Below are 20,799 nucleotides of genomic sequence, written 5' to 3'. Positions count from 1 at the left end.
CCTCGCCGCGATTCGCCTCGAGAAAGGACCACACCGAACTCGTCGCCGCCCTCAAGGCGATCCACACGGCCCCGACCGAGCAGGCCGCCGAAGGGGCGATGGACGAGTTCGCCGTCTCGGACCCGGGAGTTCGCTACCCGGCGATCGTTCAGACCTGGCACCGGGCGTGGCCGGAGTTCGTCCCCTACCTCGCTTTCCCGCCCGACATAAGGAAGGTCGTCCACAGCACCAACATGATCGAGTCGATGAACGCCGGACTGCGGAAGGCCACCCGCAACCGCGGTCATTTCCCGACGGAACAGGCCGCGCTCAAGGTGCTCTACCCGGCGGTTCGCGAACAGATCGAGCCGCGGGCACGCGATGTGAACCTGGTCGCGCCACACTGGAAGAACGCCCTCAACGCCTTCGCGCTCTTCTTCGAAGACCGCATCAGCGTTCAGTAGCCACCTCAGGGCTTACACAAAGAGGCGGACACGCCCGCGGCGAGGCGCGTCAAGGTGAGGCGCGGGAGACGGCTCGACAAATGTGACGCGCCCCATGCGGATCGCCCGGCGAGGCGTGGGAGCGGCTGCCGGCCGAACTCGGCACGCGCCGGCGAAAAGCGGGGGCCGGGGTCGTTGTGGAATGCGGAGGGGGTTCGTGGTGGAGTGGGTCGACCGCGACGGCTCGTGGTGGATGTCGACGCGCAACCTGGGGACGTGATGCTCGCGTTCACCACCTTCGCGGAGGCCCACCACGACGCGTACGGTATCGCCGGCGACCTTGAATCGACCGACCCGAACGTGCGCCGGGTCCGGGAACTGCTCGTGGGGTGTGGTTGGGACCCCGACTCCGACGAATAGGCACGGACGAGCATGCGAGTGGGCCCGGTCGGGGCGAGTGCCCTTCGTAGGGTTCACCCGTCCATGGACCTTCGACGGGCCACTCCCGGAAGAACCAGCCGTGCTCGGCCATGCCTTCCCGCATCCATGCGGCCGGCAACCGGGCGCCTTCGTCGACGCGCCACAGGTCTCACCCGCCGTCTTCGTCGAACCACCGCAACAACGCGCCCGCAGCGGCCTCGGCCGGGTCGCAGGCCGCGCACAACTCCAGCCAGAGCGTCGCCGGCGACACCATCGGCGCCGTTCCCGGCTCGTCCTCGGCGAGGGCCGCAGCCCGATCGCTCCATCCAGCGACACAGGGCGCGGTTGGACGAGTCAGGCGACGCCGGCTGAACACGAGGCTGCCGCCTCGAGAGCCGGCACCGTCTTCGCGCTCCGTTCGTGGTGCCTGCGGAGAGTGGCCCGGAACGTCCAGGAGAAACGCGACGCCGGCGGCGGCAGCGGCGCGCGGTCGCCGACCGACGCAACACCGCAGCGGCGGTGCCCCCGGCGCCGGTCTCAGACATCTCATGTCGTTGAGGGTCAAGTCCGTGATCAGGCGGCGAAGTCCAGAACGGGTGCGAAGGCCCGGTCGGCGTCGTACGTGGTCCTGCTCTGGAGGCAGTGGTAGAGACAGCCGAGGAACTTGTTGAACAGGTTCCTCAGCGCCGCCGTGTGGCGTTCTCCACCGGCTCGGCGCCGGTCGTAGTGAGCTCGTGGGGCATCGGTGCGGAGTGCGGCGAAGGCCCACATGTAGCCAGCCGAAGCCAGTCGGTGGTTCTTGACGGCACGGGCCACGACGACGTGGCTGCGGCCTGATGCCCGTGTCACGGGTGCCGCGCCGGCGTATGCCTTGACCGCTCTGGCGTCCGCGAATCGTTCGCGGTCGTCGCCGATCTCGGCCAGGACCCGGGCCCCGGACAGTACAGACAGGCCCGGGAAGCTGGTGATGATGTCGGCGTCCGGGTGCGCGAGGAACGCCTCCTCCGTCGCCGCTGCGAGGTCGGCGACGCTACTGCAGGCAGCGTTGAGCTGCTGGAGAAGGGCTGCGGTCTGGTGTCCCATGGCCTGCTCGACCAAGGGCCGGTGGTGGAGGTAGTCCGCGCGGAAGATATCCCGGAGCCGCTCCACTTCCGCGTCGATGCCGCGGCGCAGGCGGCCTGCCCGTGTCAGGAGCGCGCGCAACTGGCTTCGGGTGAGTTTGGCCGCGGCGGCCGGGGTGGGGGCCACGGCGAGGACCGCGCGGGCGTGAGCGGAGTCGAGTCCCAGGTTGCCGGATCCGTGGAAGGCCGTGAGGGCAGCCGGGTAGTACTCGCGCAGGTGGGAGCGGAGGCGGTTGACCATCTGCTGCCGGTCCCAGACGGCGTCCTGTTGGGCGCGGGCGAGGACGGCGACGGCCTGTCCGCCTTCGCTGTCCGCGGGTAGCGGCCGATGGGCATGCCGGTCGGTGCGAAGGATGTTGGCCAGCACTCGGGCATCGGCGGCGTCGGACTTGGCCCGGGAGACGCTGCTGCGGTCGCGGTAGCGAGCGGCGGCCAACGGGTTGATCGCGTAGACCTTGCGGCCGGTGGTCCGCAGGGCTGCGACCAGCAGCCCACGCGGGGTCTCGATGGCGACCGGGATCGGGTCCTCGGCGGAGTCGCCGTGCCGGATCAGCAGTTCCATCAGCGCATGAAATCCCGCGCTGTCGTCGCTGATTCGCAGTTTGGCCAGTTGACTGCCGTCCTGGTCGACCAGGGCTATGTCGTGGTGTCCTTCGGCCCAGTCGATGCCGCAGAAGATCGCGCTCAACCTCTTCCTCCATCACGCCGTCGTGCAGCAGAGCTGCTGGTCAGTTCCCGGGCGGAGCACGCGGCGCTCTAATAGAAGTGCTCGGGGCACGCCATCTCATGAGCCGTTCGTGTCTCCAGCGACCGGCAGGGACCTCGGTCTGCTGGAGAGCTCTGGGCTCGCGAACTGCTGAGAGGTCAGCCCCTGCTGGCGGGCTGAGGACATGAAACCTGGTGCCGATGCTCCTGCCGGACGGGACCCGTCTTGGATGAGGGATCTGTGCTCCCGGAACTACCGAAGGTCTCCGCTCGGCAGGGCTGGGCGAGGTGGAGCCGGTCTGACACGGGGGATCGAAGTCCCGGAAGGGCGGCAGGCTTCCACCTCGCTCGGCAGGCCCTTGCGCTCATGCGTTCAGGCTCGCCGATGAGCTATTAGAAGGGTGGGTCGTCGGCGAACCCCTCGGGCTCTCCCCAGGTATCGGGGAACGCGGGGCGTTGGACGGGGTCGAACATGTGGTTCAGGGTGTGTGTCAGTCCGGCGCCGAAGTAGTGATCGACCTGCCGTATCCAGGGCACCTCGGCCATCAGGAGGCCGAGTTCGTGCGTGACCAGCTCGTCCAGGACGGCGCGCAGGTCCTCGGGGGCCGGGTCGTCGACCAGGCACAGCCATCCCAGCGCGGCGGCGACCCTGACCTCGGGCGAGCGTGCGGGGTCGGACCAGCACGCGCGCGTGAACGCGGCGGCGTCCTCGTGGCGGTGTTCCCTCGCCGGTTGCGCGATCGCCAGGACCAGGCCGGCCCGCAGGCGGGGAACCTCCTCGACGCGGAACCGCTCGTGCAGCGCGGCGGAGATCTCCCGGGCGCGGCCGGACGACGCGGCCAGGACGCACGCCGCCTGCTCCCGCACCCGCGGATCGGGGTCGTGCAGGAGGGCGATCGGGATGTGCGCGTCCGCGGCGATCGCGTCCCGCGCTGCCCGCACCGACCAGTTCTGCGGATAACCGCCCACGTCGAAGTGCATATCGTCGTCGGCATCGGCGACCCGCAACAAGGCGGCGCGCGACCCGTCGCCCCAGTGGTTGCGACACGCCACCGCGGCGACCAGGGCAAGTGCGTTCGCCCGCTCGTGCGCAATCCGGTCCGCGGCGATCCGAAGCAGGAACGGCACCATCAGCGGCGCCACCGAACCCGTCGTGCCCTGATGGCAGACGGAGTTGCCCAACGACGAGCGTGCTTCCCGCGCCTCGGCCGCGTCGGCGGAACGCGTCCGCTCCAAGTAGTCGGGCACGTCCTCGCCCGAGCCGTACGCGTGGGAGAACCGACCCCACGGCACCTCCTCGAGGAGAAACCCGTCCCTGACGTCCCTCGGCAGGCCCGCGATCACTGTCCGCACATCCAGCGCGGTTCCCTCGTACACCTCGAATCCATGTGCACACACCCGCTCGAAATCGAACACGAGATCCTCGGACGTCACGGTCGCCTCCCCCGGCTGTCGCCGGCCGAAAGACCCCTGCCTACCACGACGCGCCGACATCACTCGAACGAACAACCGAACACGGGATTGTCGTCCGGCGCCCGCAGCCTCCCCGAAGGCGTGCGCGGATCGGCAGCGCGGCCGGGGATCGTCGTACGGGCAGCGGAGATCGGCGTGGGAGTGGGCGTGTGGGGCGTGGTGGAGGAGTCACAGCGCGCGGTGTGGTCGTTCAGGCCGTTCGAGCACGGCCGGTCATCCTCTTCTCCCTGGGTGTTGTTGTCTCGGCCTGGGGTCGGGGCGTTCGTTGCTGTCGGGAGTAGATCCATGTAGCGAAAAGACCCATGGAATGGTTCATTCAGTGAGCTGACGGCTGATCCCCTCGATCACGCTTCCGCGATGATGGGCTCGGTTGTGGTCGGTGGGGCCCAGCCGGGGGGATGGGGAGTCCTGTGTCGAAACGAACGCGATCGGTTTCGAGGCGGTCCGTCCGCAAGAGCGCGACACTCGCGGCGGTGCCGGCGCGGTCTCCGCGAGGCGGGGACGCCGACGAAACGCCGGGCCCGTACCGGAGTTCGGGCGTCGAGACGACGACGGCCGTGTCCGGTCAGGGCTCGGTGTCGCACGACCGCCCGCCGTCCGCAGTGCACGGGTATCACCGTCGGACGGTGAGGGATGTACCGGTCGACGGCCGCCAGGTCGTGGTCCGGGTGAGGATACGGCGGCTGGTCTGTCCCGTCCCGGGCTGCCCTCGGCAGACCTTCCGTGAGCAGGTTCCCGGGCTGCTGGAGCGCCATCAGCGCCGCGCCACGCGGCTGACCGGCCAACTCTCCGGGGTGGTTCGGGAGTTATGCGGCCGGGCGTCCGCCCGGCTCACCCGGTCGCCGGCCGTACCCGTCTCGTTCGCCACCGCACTGCGGCTGCTGCGACGCATCCGCGTTCCGAAGGGCCCTGCCCGATGATCCAGGTCGGTGACCGCCGGCACCTCCGGCGCGCTTCGGACGGGGCGGGAGGGGCGCCGCGGATCAGGCCCTAACCTGTGCCTCGTGTCTGCCCGAAACCGCCGGCGTGGCCACCTCGGGACCGTTTCGGCGGCCTGGGGCGCGCTGCTGCGGGGGTTTCGGGGTGGGGCCGGATTCCGAGGGGAAACGTGGTTCGTTCGAAGTCGCCGCGCGCATGGGGCCTGAGGTATCTGTGTATCTGGCTCGGGTCGTTGTTGGTTCTCGAAGTGTTCGTCTGGCTTTGGTACGCCGTGGCCGTCGGCATCGACCGTGTCGGGCTCGACTCGAACGCCATGCCTCCATTGACGGGACCGTTCATGGGGCCCTCCACGGTTCACGGCTACGGTGTCGCGTCCGAGGGCCGCGACTTCTCGACGCTGGTAGCCCTGATCATGGCCGGGATCGACTTCTACGCCGTGTTCGGCCTCGTCGTCCGCTCGGCCGCCCTGCGATCGCGCGCGTTCACGGCGACGGCGGTGGGTCACGCGTTGCTTCTGCTCTGGGCGCTCTTCCTCGTCGGCATCGGCGCCTGGCACTGGGCGACGACCCTCTGGTACGCGCTCATCGTCGCCTTCTGCTTCGCGATTCGACGGGTCGGTCCGGTGACGAGCCGGAGCCGGGTCAGGTTTCCGGGAGGGTCAGGTCGGCGGCGGTTCGGGTGAGGTGTGTGGTCAGGACCTCGGCCGCGGTGTCGGCGTCGCGAGCCAGGGCCGCCTCCTCCAGTCGGCGGTGTTCGTCGATGCCGTCGCGGTCGGGGTTGCGGTGGGCCGACCAGCGGCGGGCCAACTCGCTTGCGGTCCACATGCGATCGAACGTCTCCAGCAGGACCGGATTGCCGCAGCCCTCCAGCAGCGTGCGGTGAAAGGCCCGGTGTGCCTCGGCCCAGGCGCTGCTGTAGTACTCGCCCTCCTCGGTGTCGTACGGCACCGTGCGGGCCAGCCGGTGGTGCGCCGCCCGTACGCGTGCCTCCCAGTCGACGTCGCCGCGCTCGACGGACATGCGCAGCACGACCGGCTCCACGACCCGGCGCGCCTCGGCGATCTCCTGCCAGCGCCGATCGGAGAAGGTCGGCACGGCGAACCCTCGATTGGGCAGCCGGTCGGCCAGTCCCTCACCGACCAGCCGCACCAGCGCCTCGCGGACGACGGCCAGGCTCACGCCCTGCGCCCGCGCGAGGTCCTGCGGCTTGAGCGCGTCACCGGGGGCATGTACGCCACGCATGATCGCGTCCCGCAAGCGGGCGTGCACCTGCTCGGAAAGCATCTGCTTCGCCGGTGCGGACGAGGCGGGGAACGTCTGAGTCACGCCGCTCACTATAGACGATCCTCCAGATAATCGATTATCCGTGTTATCGTCGATCCATGAACACCGACAACCCCTTCACCCGCCTCCCCGCCGAGGCTGCCCCGTTCACCGTGACCAGCACCTCCGTCGCCGACGGCGCTCCCTGGGCGCCCGCGCAGCTCTCCGGCATGTTCGGCATCCCGGGCGGCAGGGACCTCTCCCCGCACCTCTCCTGGAGCGGAGCGCCGGAAGGCACCAGGAGCTACGCCGTCACGATCCACGACCCCGACGCCCCCACCGGATCCGGTTTCTGGCACTGGGCGGTCGCCGACATCCCCGCCGCCGTCACCGAACTCCCCGAGGGCGCGGGCGACGACACCGGCTCGGGCCTGCCCGAAGGCGCCTTCCAGCTGCCCAACGACGCCCGTGCGGCCCGCTTCATCGGCGCCGCCCCGCCGGTCGGGCACGGTCGGCACCGCTACCTCGTGGTCGTACACGCCCTCGACGTCGAGTCCATCGGCGTCCCCGTCGACGGCACCCCCGCCCAGCTCGGCTTCACCATGTCCACCCGCACCCTCGGCCGGGCGACCCTGACCGCCACGGCGCGAACTCCGGGTGAGGGCGAGGAGATCGACCCGGTCGAGGTCGTCGAACGCGTCGAGGTCTCCCGCCTCGTCCCCGCCTCCGCCGAAGCCGTCTTCGCGGTCCTGACCGACCCGCAGGGCCACGTGGACATCGACGCTTCGGGGATGCTCCTCGACGCCGAGGGCGGACCGGTGGAACGCCCCGGCGACCGCTTCCTGGTCCACATGGACCGGGAAGCCCTCGGGGACTTCCCCCTGGGCAAGTACGACGTCGAGGTCGTGATCACCAAGCTCGTCCCGAACGAGGAGATCGCCTGGACCGTCGAGGGCCGCATCCGACCGCACGTCCGCCACGTGTACGGCTACCGGTTGGAGCCGGCCGAGGACGGCACCCTCGTGACGTCCTACTACGACTGGTCGGGGCTCGCCGAGGAGTGGAAGCGGCGCCTCACCTTCCCGGTGGTCCCAGAGTCGGCGCTCAAGGCCACCCTCGGAATCCTCGAACGTACCGTCCGCCGGCGAGCCGCGGCCTGACCGTTCGACCGCCCGACCGCCCGACCCACCACCCCGGCGCGCCCGAGGCGTCCGACGGGTCGCACGTCCGCCGCCGACCCGTTCCGTCGGACGAACCCGGGAGGCCCCTCTCAGCGGCGGCAGAGGGCCGCGGTCACGATGTCGTCGACACGCTGCCTGGCAGCCTCGTCACCGAGCTGGACGGTGACCGCCACGTTGGCGGCGCGGCCCTTGTCGGTGGCGCCGCCCCGGGTCTCGTAGCCCGGGAAGCTGCCGCCGTGGCCCCGGTACAGCTCGTCGCCGCCGGCGCAGGACAGCGGCTTGCCGACCAGGCCCGGGCCGTAGCGGGCGCCGGGCCCGAAAGTCTCGTCCGCCGGGCGGGTGTTGCCGCGCATCTCGGCGAGTTGGGCCGATTCGAGGAGGTCGCCCTTCAGGAGCTTGCCGTGGAAGCGGTTCAGGTCGGAGTCGGTGGAGACCATCTGGCCGGCCGACCACGCCCACGACGGGTCCGTCTCGGTGATGTCGATCAGCGGCGCCCCGGCAACTCCCGGTCGTAGCCCCTGGGGTGCGGGCCCCGGATGGTGCTGCCGTGCTGGGCGGGGAAGTAGGTGTCGCGCAGGCCGATGCGCTTGATGATGCGCCGGTCGAGTTCTCGGGCGATGGGGTGCCTGGTCACCTTCTCGACGAGCATGCCGGCGAGTACGTAGTTCGTGTTGCTGTACTTCCAGCGCTCGCCGGGCGCGAAGTCGGCCGGGTGTTGCAGCGCGATGTCGACCAGCTCGCGCGGCTCGTAGTACCGGAGTTGCAGGTTGAACTCGGTGTAGTTGGGCAGCCCGCTGGTCTGCTGGAGCAGGTGTCGGACGGTGATGACATTCCCGTCCCCGTGGACCACGCCCGGCAGGTAGGTCTCGATCGGCTCGTCAAGTCGGATCCCGCCCTCGCCGACCAGTTGCAGTACGACCACCGCGGTGAACGCCTTGGTGTTGCCGCCGACCCGGACCCGGCCGTCCCGGGGCACCTTCGCGCCGGTGGCGATGTCGCCCACGCCCGCGGTGTACGTACGGGTGTGCCCGTCCCGGTCCTTGACGCTCGCGAGCGCGCCCGGCGCGCCCAGCGAGCCGTCGGGCCCGACCAGCGCGTTCAGGCCCCGCTGTACGCCGTCCGGCCGGCCGGACGGCGTACGACGCGGCGGGCGGTGCCATCACCCCCTCCACGATCAGGCCGGCGGCCGGCGCCGCCACGGCCGAGACCGTGCCGCGCCGGCCGATCCGGGGTCGTCGGGAAGGGTGGTGCCTGTGCCGTGCCGATGAACGCACGAGTCAACTCCTGGGGGGAGATGCCGGTCGGTTGCCTGATCCAGGATCCGCGCCCACACCCACCCGGCACGATCCGGCCGGCCGCCCGACTTCGGGTGGCGCCAACCCCCCGGCTGTCTCTTGCCGTTACATATCGCTGCACGATATATAACAGTCATGAAGCCACTGAGAGAGCAGAGCTACCTCATCCTGCTCGCACTGGCCCCCGAGCCGCTGTACGGCTACGGGATCATTACCGCAGTCCGCGAACTCTCCGACGAGAGAGTCAAGTTGGGCGCGGGAACCCTGTACGGCGCGCTGGACCGGCTCGCCGGCGACGGCCTGGTCGCACCCGACCGCGAAGAGGTCGTCGGCGGCCGATTCCGCCGCTACTACACGTTGACCGGCGAGGGCCGCCAAGCCCTCACCACCGAAACCGCACGACTGGCACAGCTCGCCCAGCGAGCCGCGCGCCGGCTCGGCACCCCTCCCTTCGCACTCAACCCGGCGGGATGATGAACGACACGTACGAGAGACACAGTCGCCTGCTGCTGCGCGCCTACCCGCCCCGCTACCGGGACGCCCGGGAGGCCGAACTCATCGGCACCCTGCTCGACGCCGCCCCGCCCGGCGCGACCCGGCCGTCGATGGGCGAGGCGTGGGACATCGTGCGTGGCGGGCTGCTGACCCGGCTGCGGGACCGCCCTCCGCTGCACCACTGGCTCGCCTACCGCCTGTTCGCCAAACGTGTCCCGGATCGGTACCGCATGTGGGTCCGGGACGATGCCCTCGGCCGTTTCCACTTCCTCCGCAGAAACCTCTGTGGTCATCTGGAGGGCATCGGCCTCTTCGTACTCATGATGGTCTTGAGCGGACCCGGCTTCACCGCTCTCCTGGAGCCCGGACTCCTGCTTCCACCCCAACCCGGGCCGTGGGTCCTGCTCGCCGTACTCGTACTGGGGATCTTCAACCCCCTGTACTCCAGGCGTTATCGCACTCGCACGCTGCACAAGCATCGGTTCGCCGCGGACGGAACCGAGCTGCCGCAGCCGGCACTGCCCGGCGCCCCGAGCGGGGCCTGACCCCCGAGGGCGCACCGTCGGGCTCGGCCGAGGGCGTCGGTCAGGTCGCGGAGGTGACCCGCCACGGGGCCGCGGTCGACAGGCCGCTCGTGGCGCCGGCCTCCTCGGCCGCCTCGATGGTCGCCGAGCGGTGCCGGCGGGCCGTCGCCAGGCCGCCGGCACCGACGGCGAGGTCGCGCGCCAGGCCCACCGACGACGCCAACCGGGCCGTATGTCAAGGCCACGGTCACTAGCTTGACGGTACGGACATGAACTCCAAGTTCCGCGGCCTTCGCCACGTACTTGGACTCCACCGGCCCCGCCGGGCGCATAGTCACGCTGCGGTTCGCCCTCACGCACCAGCTCCGGGCTTCCGGAGACATATCCGGTCAACAACTCGCGGACATGTTCAGCCCGTTCGAGAACCTTGCGCCGCTCGGCTTCCTGCAGTTGGTCCAGCACCACGGAGGCGATCTCCTCGGCGTCATCAGCCGCCGGTCCGAGCTGCTCGGGAATCACAACCGCCCGGTCGGAGAACAACAGCTCCTTCAGGGACAACCGCAAAAGCCGTCCCCGGCCGTCCTTGAGGACCACCTCGTTGCCCGACGTGGTCGCAGTCGCCTTTGTCACGCAGGTGGTCGATCACCTGCTCGGCCTCGTCCGGGGACCGTCGATCTCCTGCGCAAAAAACACCGAGGCGGTCTTGAGGATCTCGTTGGCCCGCCGCAACTCGGCGTTCTCCCTGCGGAGTTGCCTCAGTTCCTCCGACTCGGCGGTGGTCGGGCGGTCGGTCCGCTCGCCGGCGTCGGCCTCGGCCTGGCGGACCCAGTTCCGCAGGGCCTCCTTGTGGATGCCCAGGTCCCGGGCGACATGGGCGACCGGACGCCCGGAGGTACGTACCTCACGGACCGCCCGTTCCCGCAGTTCATCGAGGTATTTACGTGGTGCCGGCATAGCTTGTGGTGCCCCTTTACGCCGGGCACCATAGCCCGGCTTCCGGGACTCCACCAAACTCAGAGCAGCTCACGGCGTACCGGCGAGCCGGGGCGGATGGTTCCGGTCGTCGCGGGTCCGGGTGTGGGGTTCGGGTGGGTGGACGACCCGTGGCGGGTGCGGGAGGAGGATCGGCTGGCGACCACGGCCGATCCGTTGCGGTCTTGGGGCAGGGAGCGGAGGGCGGGCGGCTCGGGGACGCTGTGGCGCTCGACGGTGCCGGCGGAGGAACGCATGCTGATCACCGCGCTCATGGGTGACGCGGAGGAGCAGCTGGTGGGGTTGCGCGGGGCGCAGACCGACAGCACTGCGGACGCGGCCCGGCCGTACGCACGAGGCAACCCGGGTGGGGCGGGTATTCCTATGGCCCGTCGGACCCGCCGATGACATAGGACCGTCCGACCCACCGGCTCCGGCAGCCGGTGTCGGCCGGCCGGTGCCATCCCTGGCTGCACAAGTCCCCCTGCGCGTCACTCGGTGTACGGGTTGACGATGCGGTGGGGTCGCTTGGCGATCTCCAGCACGTTCTGCGGGAAGCGGGGGCCGGCGACGTAGTGGCGGCCCTTGGTCTGTCCCACGGCGGTCAGTACCCCTGCCTTCGTCAGCGCTTGAAGGTCGCGTGTCGCCTGTTGGGTGTTGATCGCTTCGGCTCGTTCGTGACGGGAGCGCCGCACTCTGCCGACCATGGCGACCTCGTGGAGGGCTGTGACCTGCCGTTCGGTGATGCCGTCGGCTTCGGCGGCCTCCATGAGTTGCACCCAGCATTCGTTGGAGCGTCCGACACGGTGCCGCACTCGCTGGGCCTGCTGGTGGTAGGCGAGGAGGTTGAACTTGATCCACGGCAGTGTGTCGCGCTCGGGCGACCAGACGGGGCCGCCGACCTCGCGGAGCACCTTGTAGTAGTCCCAGGTGTTGCCGGGCATCCCCAGCCACTCCTCGATCGAGGAGAACTCGGGGGCCAGGACGCCGCCGCGGGCGATCAGCAGGGTCTGCAGCGAGCGGGACATCCGTCCGTTGCCGTCCGACCACGGGTGGATCTTCACCAGGTTCAGGTGCGCCATCGCGGCCCGGATGAGCACGTGGTCGTCGAGGTCGCCCTCGTTCAGCCAGTCGACGAGCTCGCCCATCAGGCCGGGGACCAGTTCCTGATCCGGCCCCTGGTAATCCGTCGCCAGCTCGTCGCCGGGGGCCGTGATCCGAATGGAGGTCTTTCGCCACTGGCCCGCCGTCTTCAGCGGATGATGATGCCCCTGCAGCATCCAGTGGAGCGCGTTCAGCAGTTCCTTGCCGTACCGGAAGTCGGCGACGTCGTGCAGCGACTGGATGTACGTCATGGCCTGCTGATAGGCCAGCGTCTCCGCCTTGTTCTCGTCACTGGCCTCGACCTCGCGCTCTCCGTCCATCAGGTCCGCGACGTCCCTGGCGTCGACCCGGTAGCCCTCGATCGTGTTCGACGCCGCGATGGCGCTGGCCGTCAGGGCCTTGCGTAGGTCGAGGGTCCATTTCATGGGGGCCTGCTGCACCGCGTGGCGCAGCTGATCACGCATCGCGTCGACCTGTTCCAGGACCTGCAGATCGACGGGCTCGAGATGGGGAGTCGCATACAGCATGCGGCAATGATACCAAGCTCCTATCATTCCGTGCTTGCGGCTTTCGGCCACGTGGACTGGCGTGGGCGCCGATGAGTCGTACGGCGCAGCGGCGGGTGGGCGTGGGGTGTCACACGGCGGCGGTGCGCGAGGGCGGGGTCGAAGGTGCGGCGGCGGGTGGTGGCCGGGCCGGGTGTCGCGAGGCCGGGCCGTGGGACGGCGACGTCCGGGAACGCAGCGACTGGTGGGCACGGATCGGGCGGTGAGGTGGGTGTGGCCGGGCCGCGCGGCGCAGCGGTGGGTGTCGGGGCGGGTTCTGCGTTCGTCGCGGCCGTCAGGTGCCCGGCGTTCGAATCAGCCGGGTACGCACCTTCTCACGGGTGGTGTAGCCGTGGGCGCGGAGGAGAAGGCTGATGTCCTTCCCGCAGATCAGGGTCGGCGGATACCCGCTTTCGCGAACTTGGCGATGGATCGAGGGCTCGAAGAACGATGTGGTGACGAAGACGCCGAACGCTCGCCGGTCGCGCACGGTCACGAGCAGAGGTAGCACGTCGCTCGCTCGAATCGGGTCGTCGGCGCGGTGACACCGGGCTGCGAGGCCGAACTCGAGGGCCATGGGGTCGTCGACGGGGCCGAGGAGATACCGTCCTGTCCAGTCGCCGGTCGTGGTGGGTTCCCCGGCGGGTGGCACGAGGTCGTGCGTCGCGGGTGCGGTCATGCGCCAGAGCGCGGCGGCGCAGCGTTCGAAGGCCGAGGAATCGTCGGCGCAGAACGCGACGATCTCCTCGACGAGGTCGTGCCCCGCCGAATCCGGGTGCTGCTCGTCGGAGGTGCGCGCTTTCGCAACGGATCGGGGGACGTAGGTGTTCGTCTCGACCCATCGGCGCCATGCCGGCGGGGCGGCGGGGCCGTGGAAGTCACCGGTGACGAACTCTCGGATCCATCGGCGTTCGACCACGGGCACGTCGAGAATGGGGAAAGGTCTTCGTGTCGGGGGCGTTCACCGCCGCGTGCGAGACGCTGGGGATCGGCGTGCAGCCGGCCCCGCCGTTCGCGCCGACGGCGAAGGGCTTCGTCGAGCGCACCTTCGGATCGATCAACACCCTGTTCTGCCAACACCTTCCCGGATACACCGGCTCCGACGCCGGCCGGCGTGACAGGGATGTCGAACGCGGGGCGTGCTTCAGCGTCGCCCAGTTGCAGGACCTGCTCGACGAATGGCTCGTGCACTGGCATCAGCGCCCGCACGAGGGGCTGCGGCATCCGGTGATGCCGAGGGTCGCGTTGACGCCGAATCAGATGTGGGTGGGCCGCGCTGGTCGCGGTGGCCGGGTACGTGTCGGTACCGCTGACCGGCAGCGACTACCTCGAACCGCTGCCGGTGCGATGGCAGGCCGTCACCGACCGGGGGATCCACATCGGCCACCGCACCTACGATCATCCGGTCCTTGGCCCGGGGATGGTCCGCGGGAGTGGTGGCACGAGGCGGGAAGTGGGAGGTCCACCAGAACCCCCACGACGGCCGCCAGGTGTGGGTCCGGTTGCCGGACGGGGAGTTCGTCGAAGTGCCATGGATCCACCGCGACCACGTCCACCGCCTGTTCGACGAACGCATCTGGCAATACCTGCGTGCCACCGCCGGCCGCCATATCGATGCCGACATCCACGAAGCGAACCTCGCACAAGCCCTCGACCAGCTCATGCGCCGCGCCCGCACCGGCCAGGCCACCCGCACCGAACAACGCCTCCTCGCCTGCGGCACACCCGCCCGGATTCCCCCGCCGGCGCGTTCCGTGCGAGAAGGGCGGGAGCAGGACCTCTGCGACAGCGTCCCGGGGAAAGGCGGGGAGAGCCTCGACGAACTCGACGGCGGCCTCTAATCCCGGCACGGGCCGTCGGTAACAGAGCCGCTGCCGTTCGCCATGTCCGGAACGGTGGCGCAGACTTGCTTGCCGTTGTTCACGTCAGTCACCGTCACGTGCCCGTTCGTGGAGAAGGAATCTCCCTCCTCCGCCTTGTAGTACCCGATCGGGGCGGTCAATGTCGTCGAGTTCGACCGCAGTACGTCACGCGGGGAGGTGCTGCACGGCGACGGGACGTACGTGGCAGCCCCGCCGGGCACCGATCCGCTCGGATAGACGAAGGTGGGTTCAGGGGACGAGGGGTCGCAGTGCCGGGCCTTCTCCACCGCGTTGTCGATGATCCGGCGACCGGCGGCGTGCAGTCCGTCGCTCGTCCGCTGGTTCTCGAAGTAGTGGTCAACCAAACCAGCTCCGCCCAGCACGCACAACGCCATGCCGAGTCCGAGCAGCCAGCTCCTCAGGGACTTGCCATCGCCCTTCGGCTCGGATCCCCCGGCCGAGAGCGCGGTAGAGGCGGCGACCGCCCCACCGACCACGAGCATGACTACCGCAGCCCCGATCGGGAAGGGATCCGTGTGTATCCCCTGAACCGGCACCATCTACGAGCCCCCATTCGAATAGCCCGGTCGTCAGCCTAAGAAAGTGTTGGGCAACCGGAGCTATTGGCCTTTGGTGTCCTCGGCGAGGCGTCGTGCGGCTTCGGTCTCGATGGGGCCGTTGGGTGTGATCTCCTCGCCGGCGAGGCGGGCGGCCATGAGCCGGATCATGGCGACCTTGATCATGGCCTCGGCGTGCGCCGTCNTGCGTTCGTAGTCCCTTGCCAACCTTCTGCACCGCCCCAACCNGGAGAACGTCCGCTCCACCACCCACCTGCGCGGCAGGACGTGGAAGCCCTTCGGATCCGCGTTCCGAGGAACGACCTCCGGTCTGACCCGCTCGTTCTCCTCCGCCCACCCGATCAGGCCGTCGTCGACCGAATTGACGTATCCGCCGTCCACCCACACCAGCCCCACCAGCGGAAACGCCGTCGACAGACCCGCAAGAACGAGCTTGGCCCCCGCTCGATCCNGCACGTTCGCCGCGTGCACGACCGCCTTCAACAGCAGCCCGCACGTGTCCACGAGGATGTGCCGCTTGCGGCCGCGGGTGCGCTTGCCCATGTCGAAACCGATCGCCTCACCGCCCCGATGGCTGTGCGCGGTCTGCGCGTCGAGCACGGCTGCGGACGGCTGCGGATCACGCCCGTCGGCGATCCGCACCCGGTCCCGCAACGCATCGTGGACCCGCTCCCACGTCCCGTCCGCAGCCCACGCCCGAAACCATCGATACGCCGCATCCCACGGCACCAGGTCGCGCGGCATCATCCGCCACGCACACCCCGACACCAGGACGTACAGAATGCCGTCGACGACCAGCCGACGCGGGAACCTCAACCGCCGACCACCCCGCGCCGGGTCCCGAACCGGCAACAACGGCTCGATCAAAGCCCATTGCCGATCCGTCAACGACGAGTCGTACGGCGGCTTGCAGACACACACGCACATGCCCGCGATCGTGAGCCGCCGCCGACAAACCACACCAACGATCTACACAACAGACCGAAAATGATCAGTTGCCCAACACTTTCTCAGGCGACAGTCGCGGAGGATCTTCCAGGTCTTCATGTGGGCGAAGACGTGCTCGATGCGGGCGCGGACACGGCGGTGGGAGGCGTTGTGTTCGTGTTTCCAGTCGGGGAGTTCGTCTTGTCCGCGTTCGCGGCGGTGGGGGACGAGGACGCCGGTGCCGCGGTAGCCGCCGTCGCCGATGACGCGGGCGGTGCCGACGGCGCCTTTGGTGCCGGACAACTCCCAGGCATTGCAGTCGTTGCGGTTCCCGGTGACCGGTCGCCCGACCACGACGACCAGGCGGGTGTCGGCGGCGTCGATGACGACCTGGTGGTTCGTGGAGTACCGGTGGTTCTTCGACTTCTCGGCGACGGTGTGGTCGCGGGTGGGCACGAGCGTGCCGTCGACGATCGGCACGGTGTCCTTGCGGAACCGCTTGCGGGGCCTGGAGCGCGAGCAGCGGGCCGAGGTGGTCCACGACGCGGTCCGCAGCGGACTTCGATACGCCGAACAGCGGGGCGAGTTGGTGCAGTGCCAGGTTCGTGCGCCGGTACGCGGCGACAAGCAGGACGCGGTCCTCAAGCGGCAGGGCCCACGGCCGGCCCTTGCCCGGCCGGTCGGCGCCTTCGCGGCGCAGCACGGTCATCAGTCTGCCGAACCGGCGCGGGCTCAGCCCGGTGAACGGGGCTGTCCAGGACGGCTCCGACGCCGTGATCACACCAGCCACACCAAGATCATCCCACCCACGGCGAACAACCCGACCGACGCGCCACCTCCGCCTGCGACAAGAAGCGCCCGCTCGGAGGGAACGCACGCGAAAGCGCAAGCACCCCCAGGCAGACGGGAGATTCGCCGTCTCGCTCGCTGCCAGACAGAAGGGGCTCTGACGCGCGCCGTGTCCCACGGTGGGTGGAACTCGGCGGCCCGAGGAGCGCGCAGACGGTATCCAGCCTCACCGCAGTCACCGAAGACCCAGGGGGCTTCCCCCCGATGTGAGGACACTTATGCGGCGTTTGCGAGTGTAGGCGAGATCGTCCGAAGCTCGGCTTCGTAGGTGGTGGGGCCGAGTTGGCCGATATGGGAGTGGCGGCGTCGGGTGTTGTAGCGGTTGGCCCAGCGGAAGGTATCGAGTCGGGCCTGTCGGGCGGTGGGCCAGTGTTTGGCGCTTTGAACGCGGCGTCGAGTTCGTCGATGGAGGGGAACGCTCGCGCGGACGATCAGCACTTGCCGCTCGGCCCGGTTCTTGCCCCGAGGCCGGTAGATGGCCGGCACGTCGATGTCGAAGGCGTGGTGCCCGGCGAACGCGACCGCTCCCGGGGGGCGCTCGCCCCGACTACGCGGCTCCGGTCAGGATCCGGTCGAGGCGGGCGATCGAGGCGGGCGACTCGCGGTACAGCCCGGCGATGTCCAACCCCTCGTCGCCGACGATCGCCAGCAGAGCGTGGTTGCCGATCGCCAGGATCACCACATGTCCGCCGTTGCAGCGGGCGACCACGTCGCGCAGGCCGCCCAGACCCGCCTCCCCGGCGGTCCGGCTGCCCAGCGCGAGCGCGGCGGCGGCGAGGGCGGCGAGCGATTCCCCGTGCACCGCAACGGTGTCGCCGGCGACGAGCAGCCCGTCGCCGGTGGAGACCACGCTCTCGGTGATGCCCATGACGCGTTCGCGGAGCGTCTTGAGTTCGAGGATCACGGCGTCGTTGGGTGCCTGGTTGTTCATGGCGTGATTTCTCCTTGGGCCGGGTGATCTCGAAGGTCGTGCTCGACGCATGGCGGAGCGGACGGCGGGGTGTCGCCCGAGGGGGCGGCGGGACGGGCCCCGATGTCCACCGGTGGGGTCGGGATCCGGCCGGCGCTGCCGGGTACCTCGGCCGGCGGGGCACCCGGCACCGAATCGGGCGCGTGCGTACCGGGGTTGCGCCGGGGCAGCGGGGCCTGCGGAGGCGGGGCGCTCGCGCCGGTCGTGAAGTCGCGCGGGGCGACGATGGGTGTCGGTCCGGCGCCGGCCGGCGCATCGCGCTGCACGAGTCGTCGAGCGCTCATCCGGGCGAGGTCGAGCATCACCGGATACAGGCCGCGGCCGAGCGCGAACGCCAGATCGCGCGGAGCCCGGCGGCCGTTGGCGCCGAGCAGGATGTCCCGATAGCGCACCGGCAACGTGCCGACGGCCGGTTGCGCCGCGGGGTTGATCCGGGTCGCGGCGAAGTCCACCAGCGGACCCCAGAGTTGCGACAACACCAGCATCCGGCGCGCGGTCTCGTCGGTGAGCCGCCGCGGCTCCACCCCGGGCTCGGCGATCAGGTCGGGTGCGGGCACGGAGTCGTCCACCTGCCAACCGGCGGAGGTACCCAGGGACATCGCGAAGGCGCCGTCGAAGACCGTGGCCAGGCACAGCGCGCTCAGTTCCGGGGCGCGGACGAGGCCGAGCGCCACCAGCGTGTCCGCGAGTGGGCCGTCGGTGCGACTCGCCTCGCCGGCCGCGATCCAGTCCGGCTCGGCGATCCGCCGCGAGCGCAACAGCAGCACGTCGGGCGCGGGGGAGGCCGGAGTTCGGACCGCGACGACCAGTCCGTCCCGCAGGTGCAGGGTGCCGCCGGGGGTGCCCGACACCACGACCGCTCCGGTGAACCGCTCGCGGTGCAGCGTCATCAGCAGGGCCGGGACGTTGCGCGGACCGTGCGCCACGGCGGGGCTGTTCATGCCAGTACGTTCCTCGCGTGCTCGGCGGTCGCCCGAATCGCCAGGGCCAGATTGGTCTCGGCCCGATCCACCACGGTCGCCAGCAGGAAGTCGTCGCCCCGACGCGGCAGTACCTGGGTGATCTGGTGGTATCGCCGGCTGTTCACGACCACGCTCTCCACCTCTCCGGCGGCGCCCGCCTCGGTCAACCGGTCGGTGACCAGGTTCGTCAGGTCGGCGAGTTCGGTGCCGTTGCCCAGGGCGCGACAATCACCGACCTCGGCGTAGACGAGACCGGTGACCGCGTCGATCAGGGCGGCGCCGATTACTCCGGGATAGTCGAGAACTCCGGAGAGCGATGCCTCCAGGGGATGCGACTGTCCCCCTTCACTTTGTGACAGCATGCAGAGTACTTTATGGCAGATCTCTGGAATAGGGAACGAAGACTGACGTTTAGTAGTCGCCTTGGTTCCGTGCGTAGGAATCTCCGAGGAAAGCCAGGAAAAGGAAACGCGATGAACATTGAGGCCGCGCTCAAGGAAGCGATGACCATCGACGGCGCCATCGGCGCCGCCCTCGTCGACTACGACAGCGGGATGACGCTCGGCACGCTGGGTGGCGGCAAGGACTTCGACCTGGAGGTCGCCGCCGCCGGGAACACCGAGGTGGTCAAGGCCAAGGCGCGGACGCTGACCTCGTTGGGGCTCGACGACGTGGTCGAGGACATCCTGATCACCCTCGGCACCCAATACCACCTGCTGCGCCCGCTGACCCGCGCGCACGGCTCGCTTTTCCTCTACCTCGCGCTCGTCCGTTCGCGGAGCAATCTGGCATTGGCCCGCCACACGCTCAAGCGCATCGAAGGGATTCTCGAGGTGTAGGCTGATATCGACTGCCGGCGCCATCGCAATCGGGCCGGCATGTCGCTTTCCCGTCCCCTTTTCTCCGGGAAAGGGGACGATCACTGCGCCCGAATTCTTCGAATTCTCCCTGATGTAACCGAAATCCGGGATATGCTGGCAACCGACGATCGTCGCCAACAACTCGCCGTCGAACCGGGCCACCACGTCCTCGGACTCGGCGCCGGAACCGGCTACAACGCCGCTCTCCTTGCCGCGATCGCCAGCCCCGACGGGCACGTGACGATCGCCCTCCCGTCACAGGGGATCGGGAGCGCACAACCGGCAATTCCGGCGGCGCCGAGTGTGGCGTCGGAGTTCGTCCGCGGTGAACAGGCGCGGCATTCGCGGAACCCGGATCATGCCGAGTTCGGCCCCGGGCCGGCACGGGCGGCCGTGACCGCGCGATCGTCGTCGAGTATCCCCAAGGCCGTGCGCACCGCTTCCTCCGAGGGCAGGGAAGGGCAGTTCCATCGGTGGAGAAGACCGCCGGTGGAACCGTGCGCGTAGGTGCGGCCGCTGTCCAACTCCCCTGCCAACGCGCGAGATTCTCCTCCGCTTCCCGCCGCCTCCCCGCGTGGCGCGCGCACCCGCGACACAGGGCGTGATCCTCGTGACACACACAATCGCCACAACGCGAGCACCGCTCACAGCCCAGGGACTCGTCGACCACATGCTCGTAAACGGTGAGGACATCCTCGGCGTCGTTGCCGTGCCGCCCGATCCCGATCGCACCGACCGCCGCCAACTCCTTCAGGAACAGCTCGGCGGCGTCCTTGTCGATTCCCAACATGTCATGCGCCTCCGGCAGACCACTCTCGTGGGCACTCGCCATCAACAACACATACAGCAACCGCGGGCGTGTCCGCCTCTTTGTGTAAGCCCTGAGGTGGCTACTGAACGCTGATGCGGTCTTCGAAGAAGAGCGCGAAGGCGTTGAGGGCGTTCTTCCAGTGTGGCGCGACCAGGTTCACATCGCGTGCCCGCGGCTCGATCTGTTCGCGAACCGCCGGGTAGAGCACCTTGAGCGCGGCCTGTTCCGTCGGGAAATGACCGCGGTTGCGGGTGGCCTTCCGCAGTCCGGCGTTCATCGACTCGATCATGTTGGTGCTGTGGACGACCTTCCTTATGTCGGGCGGGAAAGCGAGGTAGGGGACGAACTCCGGCCACGCCCGGTGCCAGGTCTGAACGATCGCCGGGTAGCGAACTCCCGGGTCCGAGACGGCGAACTCGTCCATCGCCCCTTCGGCGGCCTGCTCGGTCGGGGCCGTGTGGATCGCCTTGAGGGCGGCGACGAGTTCGGTGTGGTCCTTTCTCGAGGCGAATCGCGGCGAGG

At 69.6% G+C, this 20,799-nt stretch carries 25 protein-coding genes and 4 pseudogenes; 11 read left to right on the top strand and 18 right to left on the bottom strand.

The features are described from left to right. Together A3IC_RS0105320 and A3IC_RS52630 are read left to right on the top strand one after the other, a co-directional pair. Positions 1-443, top strand: a 443-nt coding sequence (locus A3IC_RS0105320; protein WP_020549013.1) for an IS256 family transposase, incomplete at its 5' end; no start/stop codon positions are given. Between the two features lie 255 nt (positions 444-698). After that, positions 699-842: a hypothetical protein gene (locus tag A3IC_RS52630; RefSeq protein ID WP_158695814.1), complete on the top strand. Its 144-nt coding sequence runs from the start codon at positions 699-701 to the stop codon at positions 840-842. 169 nt (positions 843-1,011) lie between these two features. Here A3IC_RS52630 and A3IC_RS70615 read toward each other — a convergent pair whose 3' ends face one another. The 3 genes from A3IC_RS70615 to A3IC_RS61830 all read right to left on the bottom strand — a co-directional run bounded on the left by A3IC_RS70615 (position 1,012) and on the right by A3IC_RS61830 (position 4,102). Next, on the bottom strand, positions 1,012-1,116 hold the full coding sequence (locus A3IC_RS70615) for a DUF6300 family protein (RefSeq protein ID WP_020549034.1): 105 nt from the start codon (positions 1,114-1,116) through the stop codon (positions 1,012-1,014). Between the two features lie 299 nt (positions 1,117-1,415). Beyond that, positions 1,416-2,651: an IS110 family RNA-guided transposase gene (locus tag A3IC_RS0105305; protein ID WP_020549033.1), complete on the bottom strand. Its 1,236-nt coding sequence runs from the start codon at positions 2,649-2,651 to the stop codon at positions 1,416-1,418. Positions 2,652-3,061: 410 nt separating this feature from the next. Then, positions 3,062-4,102, bottom strand: a complete 1,041-nt coding sequence (locus tag A3IC_RS61830) for a HEAT repeat domain-containing protein (protein ID WP_158695813.1) — start codon at positions 4,100-4,102, stop codon at positions 3,062-3,064. A 641-nt stretch (positions 4,103-4,743) separates the two neighbouring features. Between A3IC_RS61830 and A3IC_RS64265 the strand changes: the two are divergent. Beyond that, positions 4,744-5,043, top strand: a pseudogene (locus A3IC_RS64265) (transposase family protein); the annotation flags it as partial. Between the two features lie 272 nt (positions 5,044-5,315). Beyond that, positions 5,316-5,762, top strand: coding sequence for a hypothetical protein (locus A3IC_RS0105295; RefSeq protein ID WP_158695812.1), 447 nt, complete (start codon positions 5,316-5,318; stop codon positions 5,760-5,762). Here A3IC_RS0105295 and A3IC_RS0105290 read toward each other — a convergent pair. Beyond that, positions 5,722-6,405, bottom strand: a complete 684-nt coding sequence (locus A3IC_RS0105290) for a GntR family transcriptional regulator (RefSeq protein ID WP_020549030.1) — start codon at positions 6,403-6,405, stop codon at positions 5,722-5,724. The genes A3IC_RS0105295 and A3IC_RS0105290 overlap by 41 nt on opposite strands. A 56-nt stretch (positions 6,406-6,461) precedes the next feature. Here A3IC_RS0105290 and A3IC_RS70610 point away from each other — a divergent pair. Further along, positions 6,462-6,998: pseudogene (locus A3IC_RS70610) on the top strand (YbhB/YbcL family Raf kinase inhibitor-like protein); the annotation flags it as partial. Further along, positions 6,975-7,502: an SRPBCC family protein gene (locus A3IC_RS69965; RefSeq protein WP_245599155.1), complete on the top strand. Its 528-nt coding sequence runs from the start codon at positions 6,975-6,977 to the stop codon at positions 7,500-7,502. The pseudogene A3IC_RS70610 and the gene A3IC_RS69965, both read left to right, overlap by 24 nt. Positions 7,503-7,612: 110 nt before the next feature. Here the strand turns inward: A3IC_RS69965 and A3IC_RS72940 are convergent, their stop codons facing one another. Both A3IC_RS72940 and A3IC_RS72935 read right to left on the bottom strand, forming a co-directional pair. Then, positions 7,613-7,960: a serine hydrolase domain-containing protein gene (locus A3IC_RS72940; protein WP_321184074.1), complete on the bottom strand. Its 348-nt coding sequence runs from the start codon at positions 7,958-7,960 to the stop codon at positions 7,613-7,615. 47 nt (positions 7,961-8,007) lie between these two features. Further along, a complete protein-coding gene (locus A3IC_RS72935) occupies positions 8,008-8,595 on the bottom strand; it encodes a serine hydrolase domain-containing protein (protein WP_321184075.1) in 588 nt (195 codons plus the stop codon). Between the two features lie 358 nt (positions 8,596-8,953). Between A3IC_RS72935 and A3IC_RS0105275 the strand changes: the two genes are divergently transcribed. Next, positions 8,954-9,292, top strand: coding sequence for a PadR family transcriptional regulator (locus A3IC_RS0105275; RefSeq protein ID WP_020549028.1), 339 nt, complete (start codon positions 8,954-8,956; stop codon positions 9,290-9,292). Then, complete coding sequence (locus tag A3IC_RS52610; protein WP_158695811.1) at positions 9,289-9,858, top strand: hypothetical protein; 570 nt, start codon at positions 9,289-9,291, stop codon at positions 9,856-9,858. The genes A3IC_RS0105275 and A3IC_RS52610 overlap by 4 nt, the downstream gene beginning before the upstream one ends. Before the next feature lie 40 nt (positions 9,859-9,898). Here A3IC_RS52610 and A3IC_RS68310 read toward each other — a convergent pair whose 3' ends face one another. Further along, positions 9,899-10,060 (bottom strand): hypothetical protein, encoded by a 162-nt coding sequence (locus A3IC_RS68310; protein WP_020549026.1) that lies wholly within the window; start codon positions 10,058-10,060, stop codon positions 9,899-9,901. A 461-nt stretch (positions 10,061-10,521) separates the two neighbouring features. Beyond that, positions 10,522-10,791 (bottom strand): annotated as a pseudogene (locus A3IC_RS0105255) (transposase); the annotation flags it as partial. A gap of 138 nt (positions 10,792-10,929) precedes the next feature. On the opposite strand from A3IC_RS0105255, the gene A3IC_RS0105250 reads away from it, so the two are divergent. Beyond that, positions 10,930-11,217, top strand: coding sequence for a hypothetical protein (locus A3IC_RS0105250; protein ID WP_158695810.1), 288 nt, complete (start codon positions 10,930-10,932; stop codon positions 11,215-11,217). A gap of 83 nt (positions 11,218-11,300) precedes the next feature. On the opposite strand, the gene A3IC_RS0105245 is transcribed toward A3IC_RS0105250, so the two are convergent. After that, complete coding sequence (locus A3IC_RS0105245; protein ID WP_020549023.1) at positions 11,301-12,440, bottom strand: Fic family protein; 1,140 nt, start codon at positions 12,438-12,440, stop codon at positions 11,301-11,303. Positions 12,441-12,753: 313 nt separating this feature from the next. Beyond that, on the bottom strand, positions 12,754-13,383 hold the full coding sequence (locus tag A3IC_RS0105240; protein WP_020549022.1) for a PDDEXK family nuclease: 630 nt from the start codon (positions 13,381-13,383) through the stop codon (positions 12,754-12,756). A 577-nt stretch (positions 13,384-13,960) separates the two neighbouring features. Between A3IC_RS0105240 and A3IC_RS69960 the strand changes: the two genes are divergently transcribed. Continuing rightward, the gene (locus tag A3IC_RS69960; protein ID WP_191864105.1) at positions 13,961-14,299 is read left to right on the top strand and encodes a hypothetical protein; all 339 of its coding nucleotides are present in this window, start codon (positions 13,961-13,963) and stop codon (positions 14,297-14,299) included. Here the strand turns inward: A3IC_RS69960 and A3IC_RS0105230 are convergent. The 7 genes and pseudogenes from A3IC_RS0105230 to A3IC_RS0105205 form a co-directional block, all read right to left on the bottom strand. Beyond that, on the bottom strand, positions 14,296-14,685 hold the full coding sequence (locus A3IC_RS0105230; protein WP_158695809.1) for a hypothetical protein: 390 nt from the start codon (positions 14,683-14,685) through the stop codon (positions 14,296-14,298). The genes A3IC_RS69960 and A3IC_RS0105230 overlap by 4 nt on opposite strands. A 255-nt stretch (positions 14,686-14,940) precedes the next feature. Then, on the bottom strand, positions 14,941-15,825 hold the full coding sequence (locus tag A3IC_RS0105225) for an IS5 family transposase (RefSeq protein WP_026217907.1): 885 nt from the start codon (positions 15,823-15,825) through the stop codon (positions 14,941-14,943). Positions 15,826-15,906: 81 nt separating this feature from the next. Continuing rightward, positions 15,907-16,615 (bottom strand): annotated as a pseudogene (locus A3IC_RS52600) (transposase); the annotation flags it as partial. Between the two features lie 275 nt (positions 16,616-16,890). Then, the gene (locus tag A3IC_RS73355) at positions 16,891-17,112 is read right to left on the bottom strand and encodes an integrase core domain-containing protein (protein WP_425387305.1); all 222 of its coding nucleotides are present in this window, start codon (positions 17,110-17,112) and stop codon (positions 16,891-16,893) included. Positions 17,113-17,221: 109 nt separating this feature from the next. Next, the gene (locus A3IC_RS0105215) at positions 17,222-17,605 is read right to left on the bottom strand and encodes a roadblock/LC7 domain-containing protein (protein WP_020549018.1); all 384 of its coding nucleotides are present in this window, start codon (positions 17,603-17,605) and stop codon (positions 17,222-17,224) included. Continuing rightward, positions 17,602-18,585: a hypothetical protein gene (locus tag A3IC_RS52595; RefSeq protein WP_020549017.1), complete on the bottom strand. Its 984-nt coding sequence runs from the start codon at positions 18,583-18,585 to the stop codon at positions 17,602-17,604. The genes A3IC_RS0105215 and A3IC_RS52595 overlap by 4 nt, the downstream gene beginning before the upstream one ends. Beyond that, positions 18,582-18,968, bottom strand: a complete 387-nt coding sequence (locus tag A3IC_RS0105205; protein WP_020549016.1) for a hypothetical protein — start codon at positions 18,966-18,968, stop codon at positions 18,582-18,584. The genes A3IC_RS52595 and A3IC_RS0105205 overlap by 4 nt, the downstream gene beginning before the upstream one ends. A gap of 111 nt (positions 18,969-19,079) precedes the next feature. Between A3IC_RS0105205 and A3IC_RS0105200 the strand changes: the two genes are divergently transcribed. Beyond that, on the top strand, positions 19,080-19,445 hold the full coding sequence (locus A3IC_RS0105200; protein WP_020549015.1) for a hypothetical protein: 366 nt from the start codon (positions 19,080-19,082) through the stop codon (positions 19,443-19,445). A 911-nt stretch (positions 19,446-20,356) separates the two neighbouring features. Here the strand turns inward: A3IC_RS0105200 and A3IC_RS0105190 are convergent. Beyond that, on the bottom strand, positions 20,357-20,799 hold a 443-nt coding region (locus A3IC_RS0105190; protein WP_020549013.1), incomplete at its 5' end, for an IS256 family transposase.

The organism is Embleya scabrispora DSM 41855, from assembly GCF_000372745.1.
GTDB classification, from domain to species: Bacteria; Actinomycetota; Actinomycetes; order Streptomycetales; family Streptomycetaceae; genus Embleya; species Embleya scabrispora.
The sequence above is the reverse complement of the archived record's forward strand: the minus strand, read 5'-3'. Positions and strand labels throughout refer to the sequence as shown.

Excerpts from the sequence above, each read along its gene's own strand:
- A3IC_RS70615 (WP_020549034.1), bottom strand. The coding sequence starts at position 1,116 with ATGGTGTCGCCGGCGACGCTCTGGCTGGAGTTGTGCGCGGCCTGCGAC.
- A3IC_RS72940 (WP_321184074.1), bottom strand. The coding sequence starts at position 7,960 with ATGGTCTCCACCGACTCCGACCTGAACCGCTTCCACGGCAAGCTCCTG.
- A3IC_RS0105275 (WP_020549028.1), top strand. The coding sequence starts at position 8,954 with ATGAAGCCACTGAGAGAGCAGAGCTACCTCATCCTGCTCGCACTGGCC.
- A3IC_RS52610 (WP_158695811.1), top strand. The coding sequence starts at position 9,289 with ATGATGAACGACACGTACGAGAGACACAGTCGCCTGCTGCTGCGCGCC.
- A3IC_RS0105245 (WP_020549023.1), bottom strand. The coding sequence starts at position 12,440 with ATGCTGTATGCGACTCCCCATCTCGAGCCCGTCGATCTGCAGGTCCTG.
- A3IC_RS0105215 (WP_020549018.1), bottom strand. The coding sequence starts at position 17,605 with ATGAACAACCAGGCACCCAACGACGCCGTGATCCTCGAACTCAAGACG.
- A3IC_RS52595 (WP_020549017.1), bottom strand. The coding sequence starts at position 18,585 with ATGAACAGCCCCGCCGTGGCGCACGGTCCGCGCAACGTCCCGGCCCTG.
- A3IC_RS0105205 (WP_020549016.1), bottom strand. The coding sequence starts at position 18,968 with ATGCTGTCACAAAGTGAAGGGGGACAGTCGCATCCCCTGGAGGCATCG.
- A3IC_RS0105200 (WP_020549015.1), top strand. The coding sequence starts at position 19,080 with ATGAACATTGAGGCCGCGCTCAAGGAAGCGATGACCATCGACGGCGCC.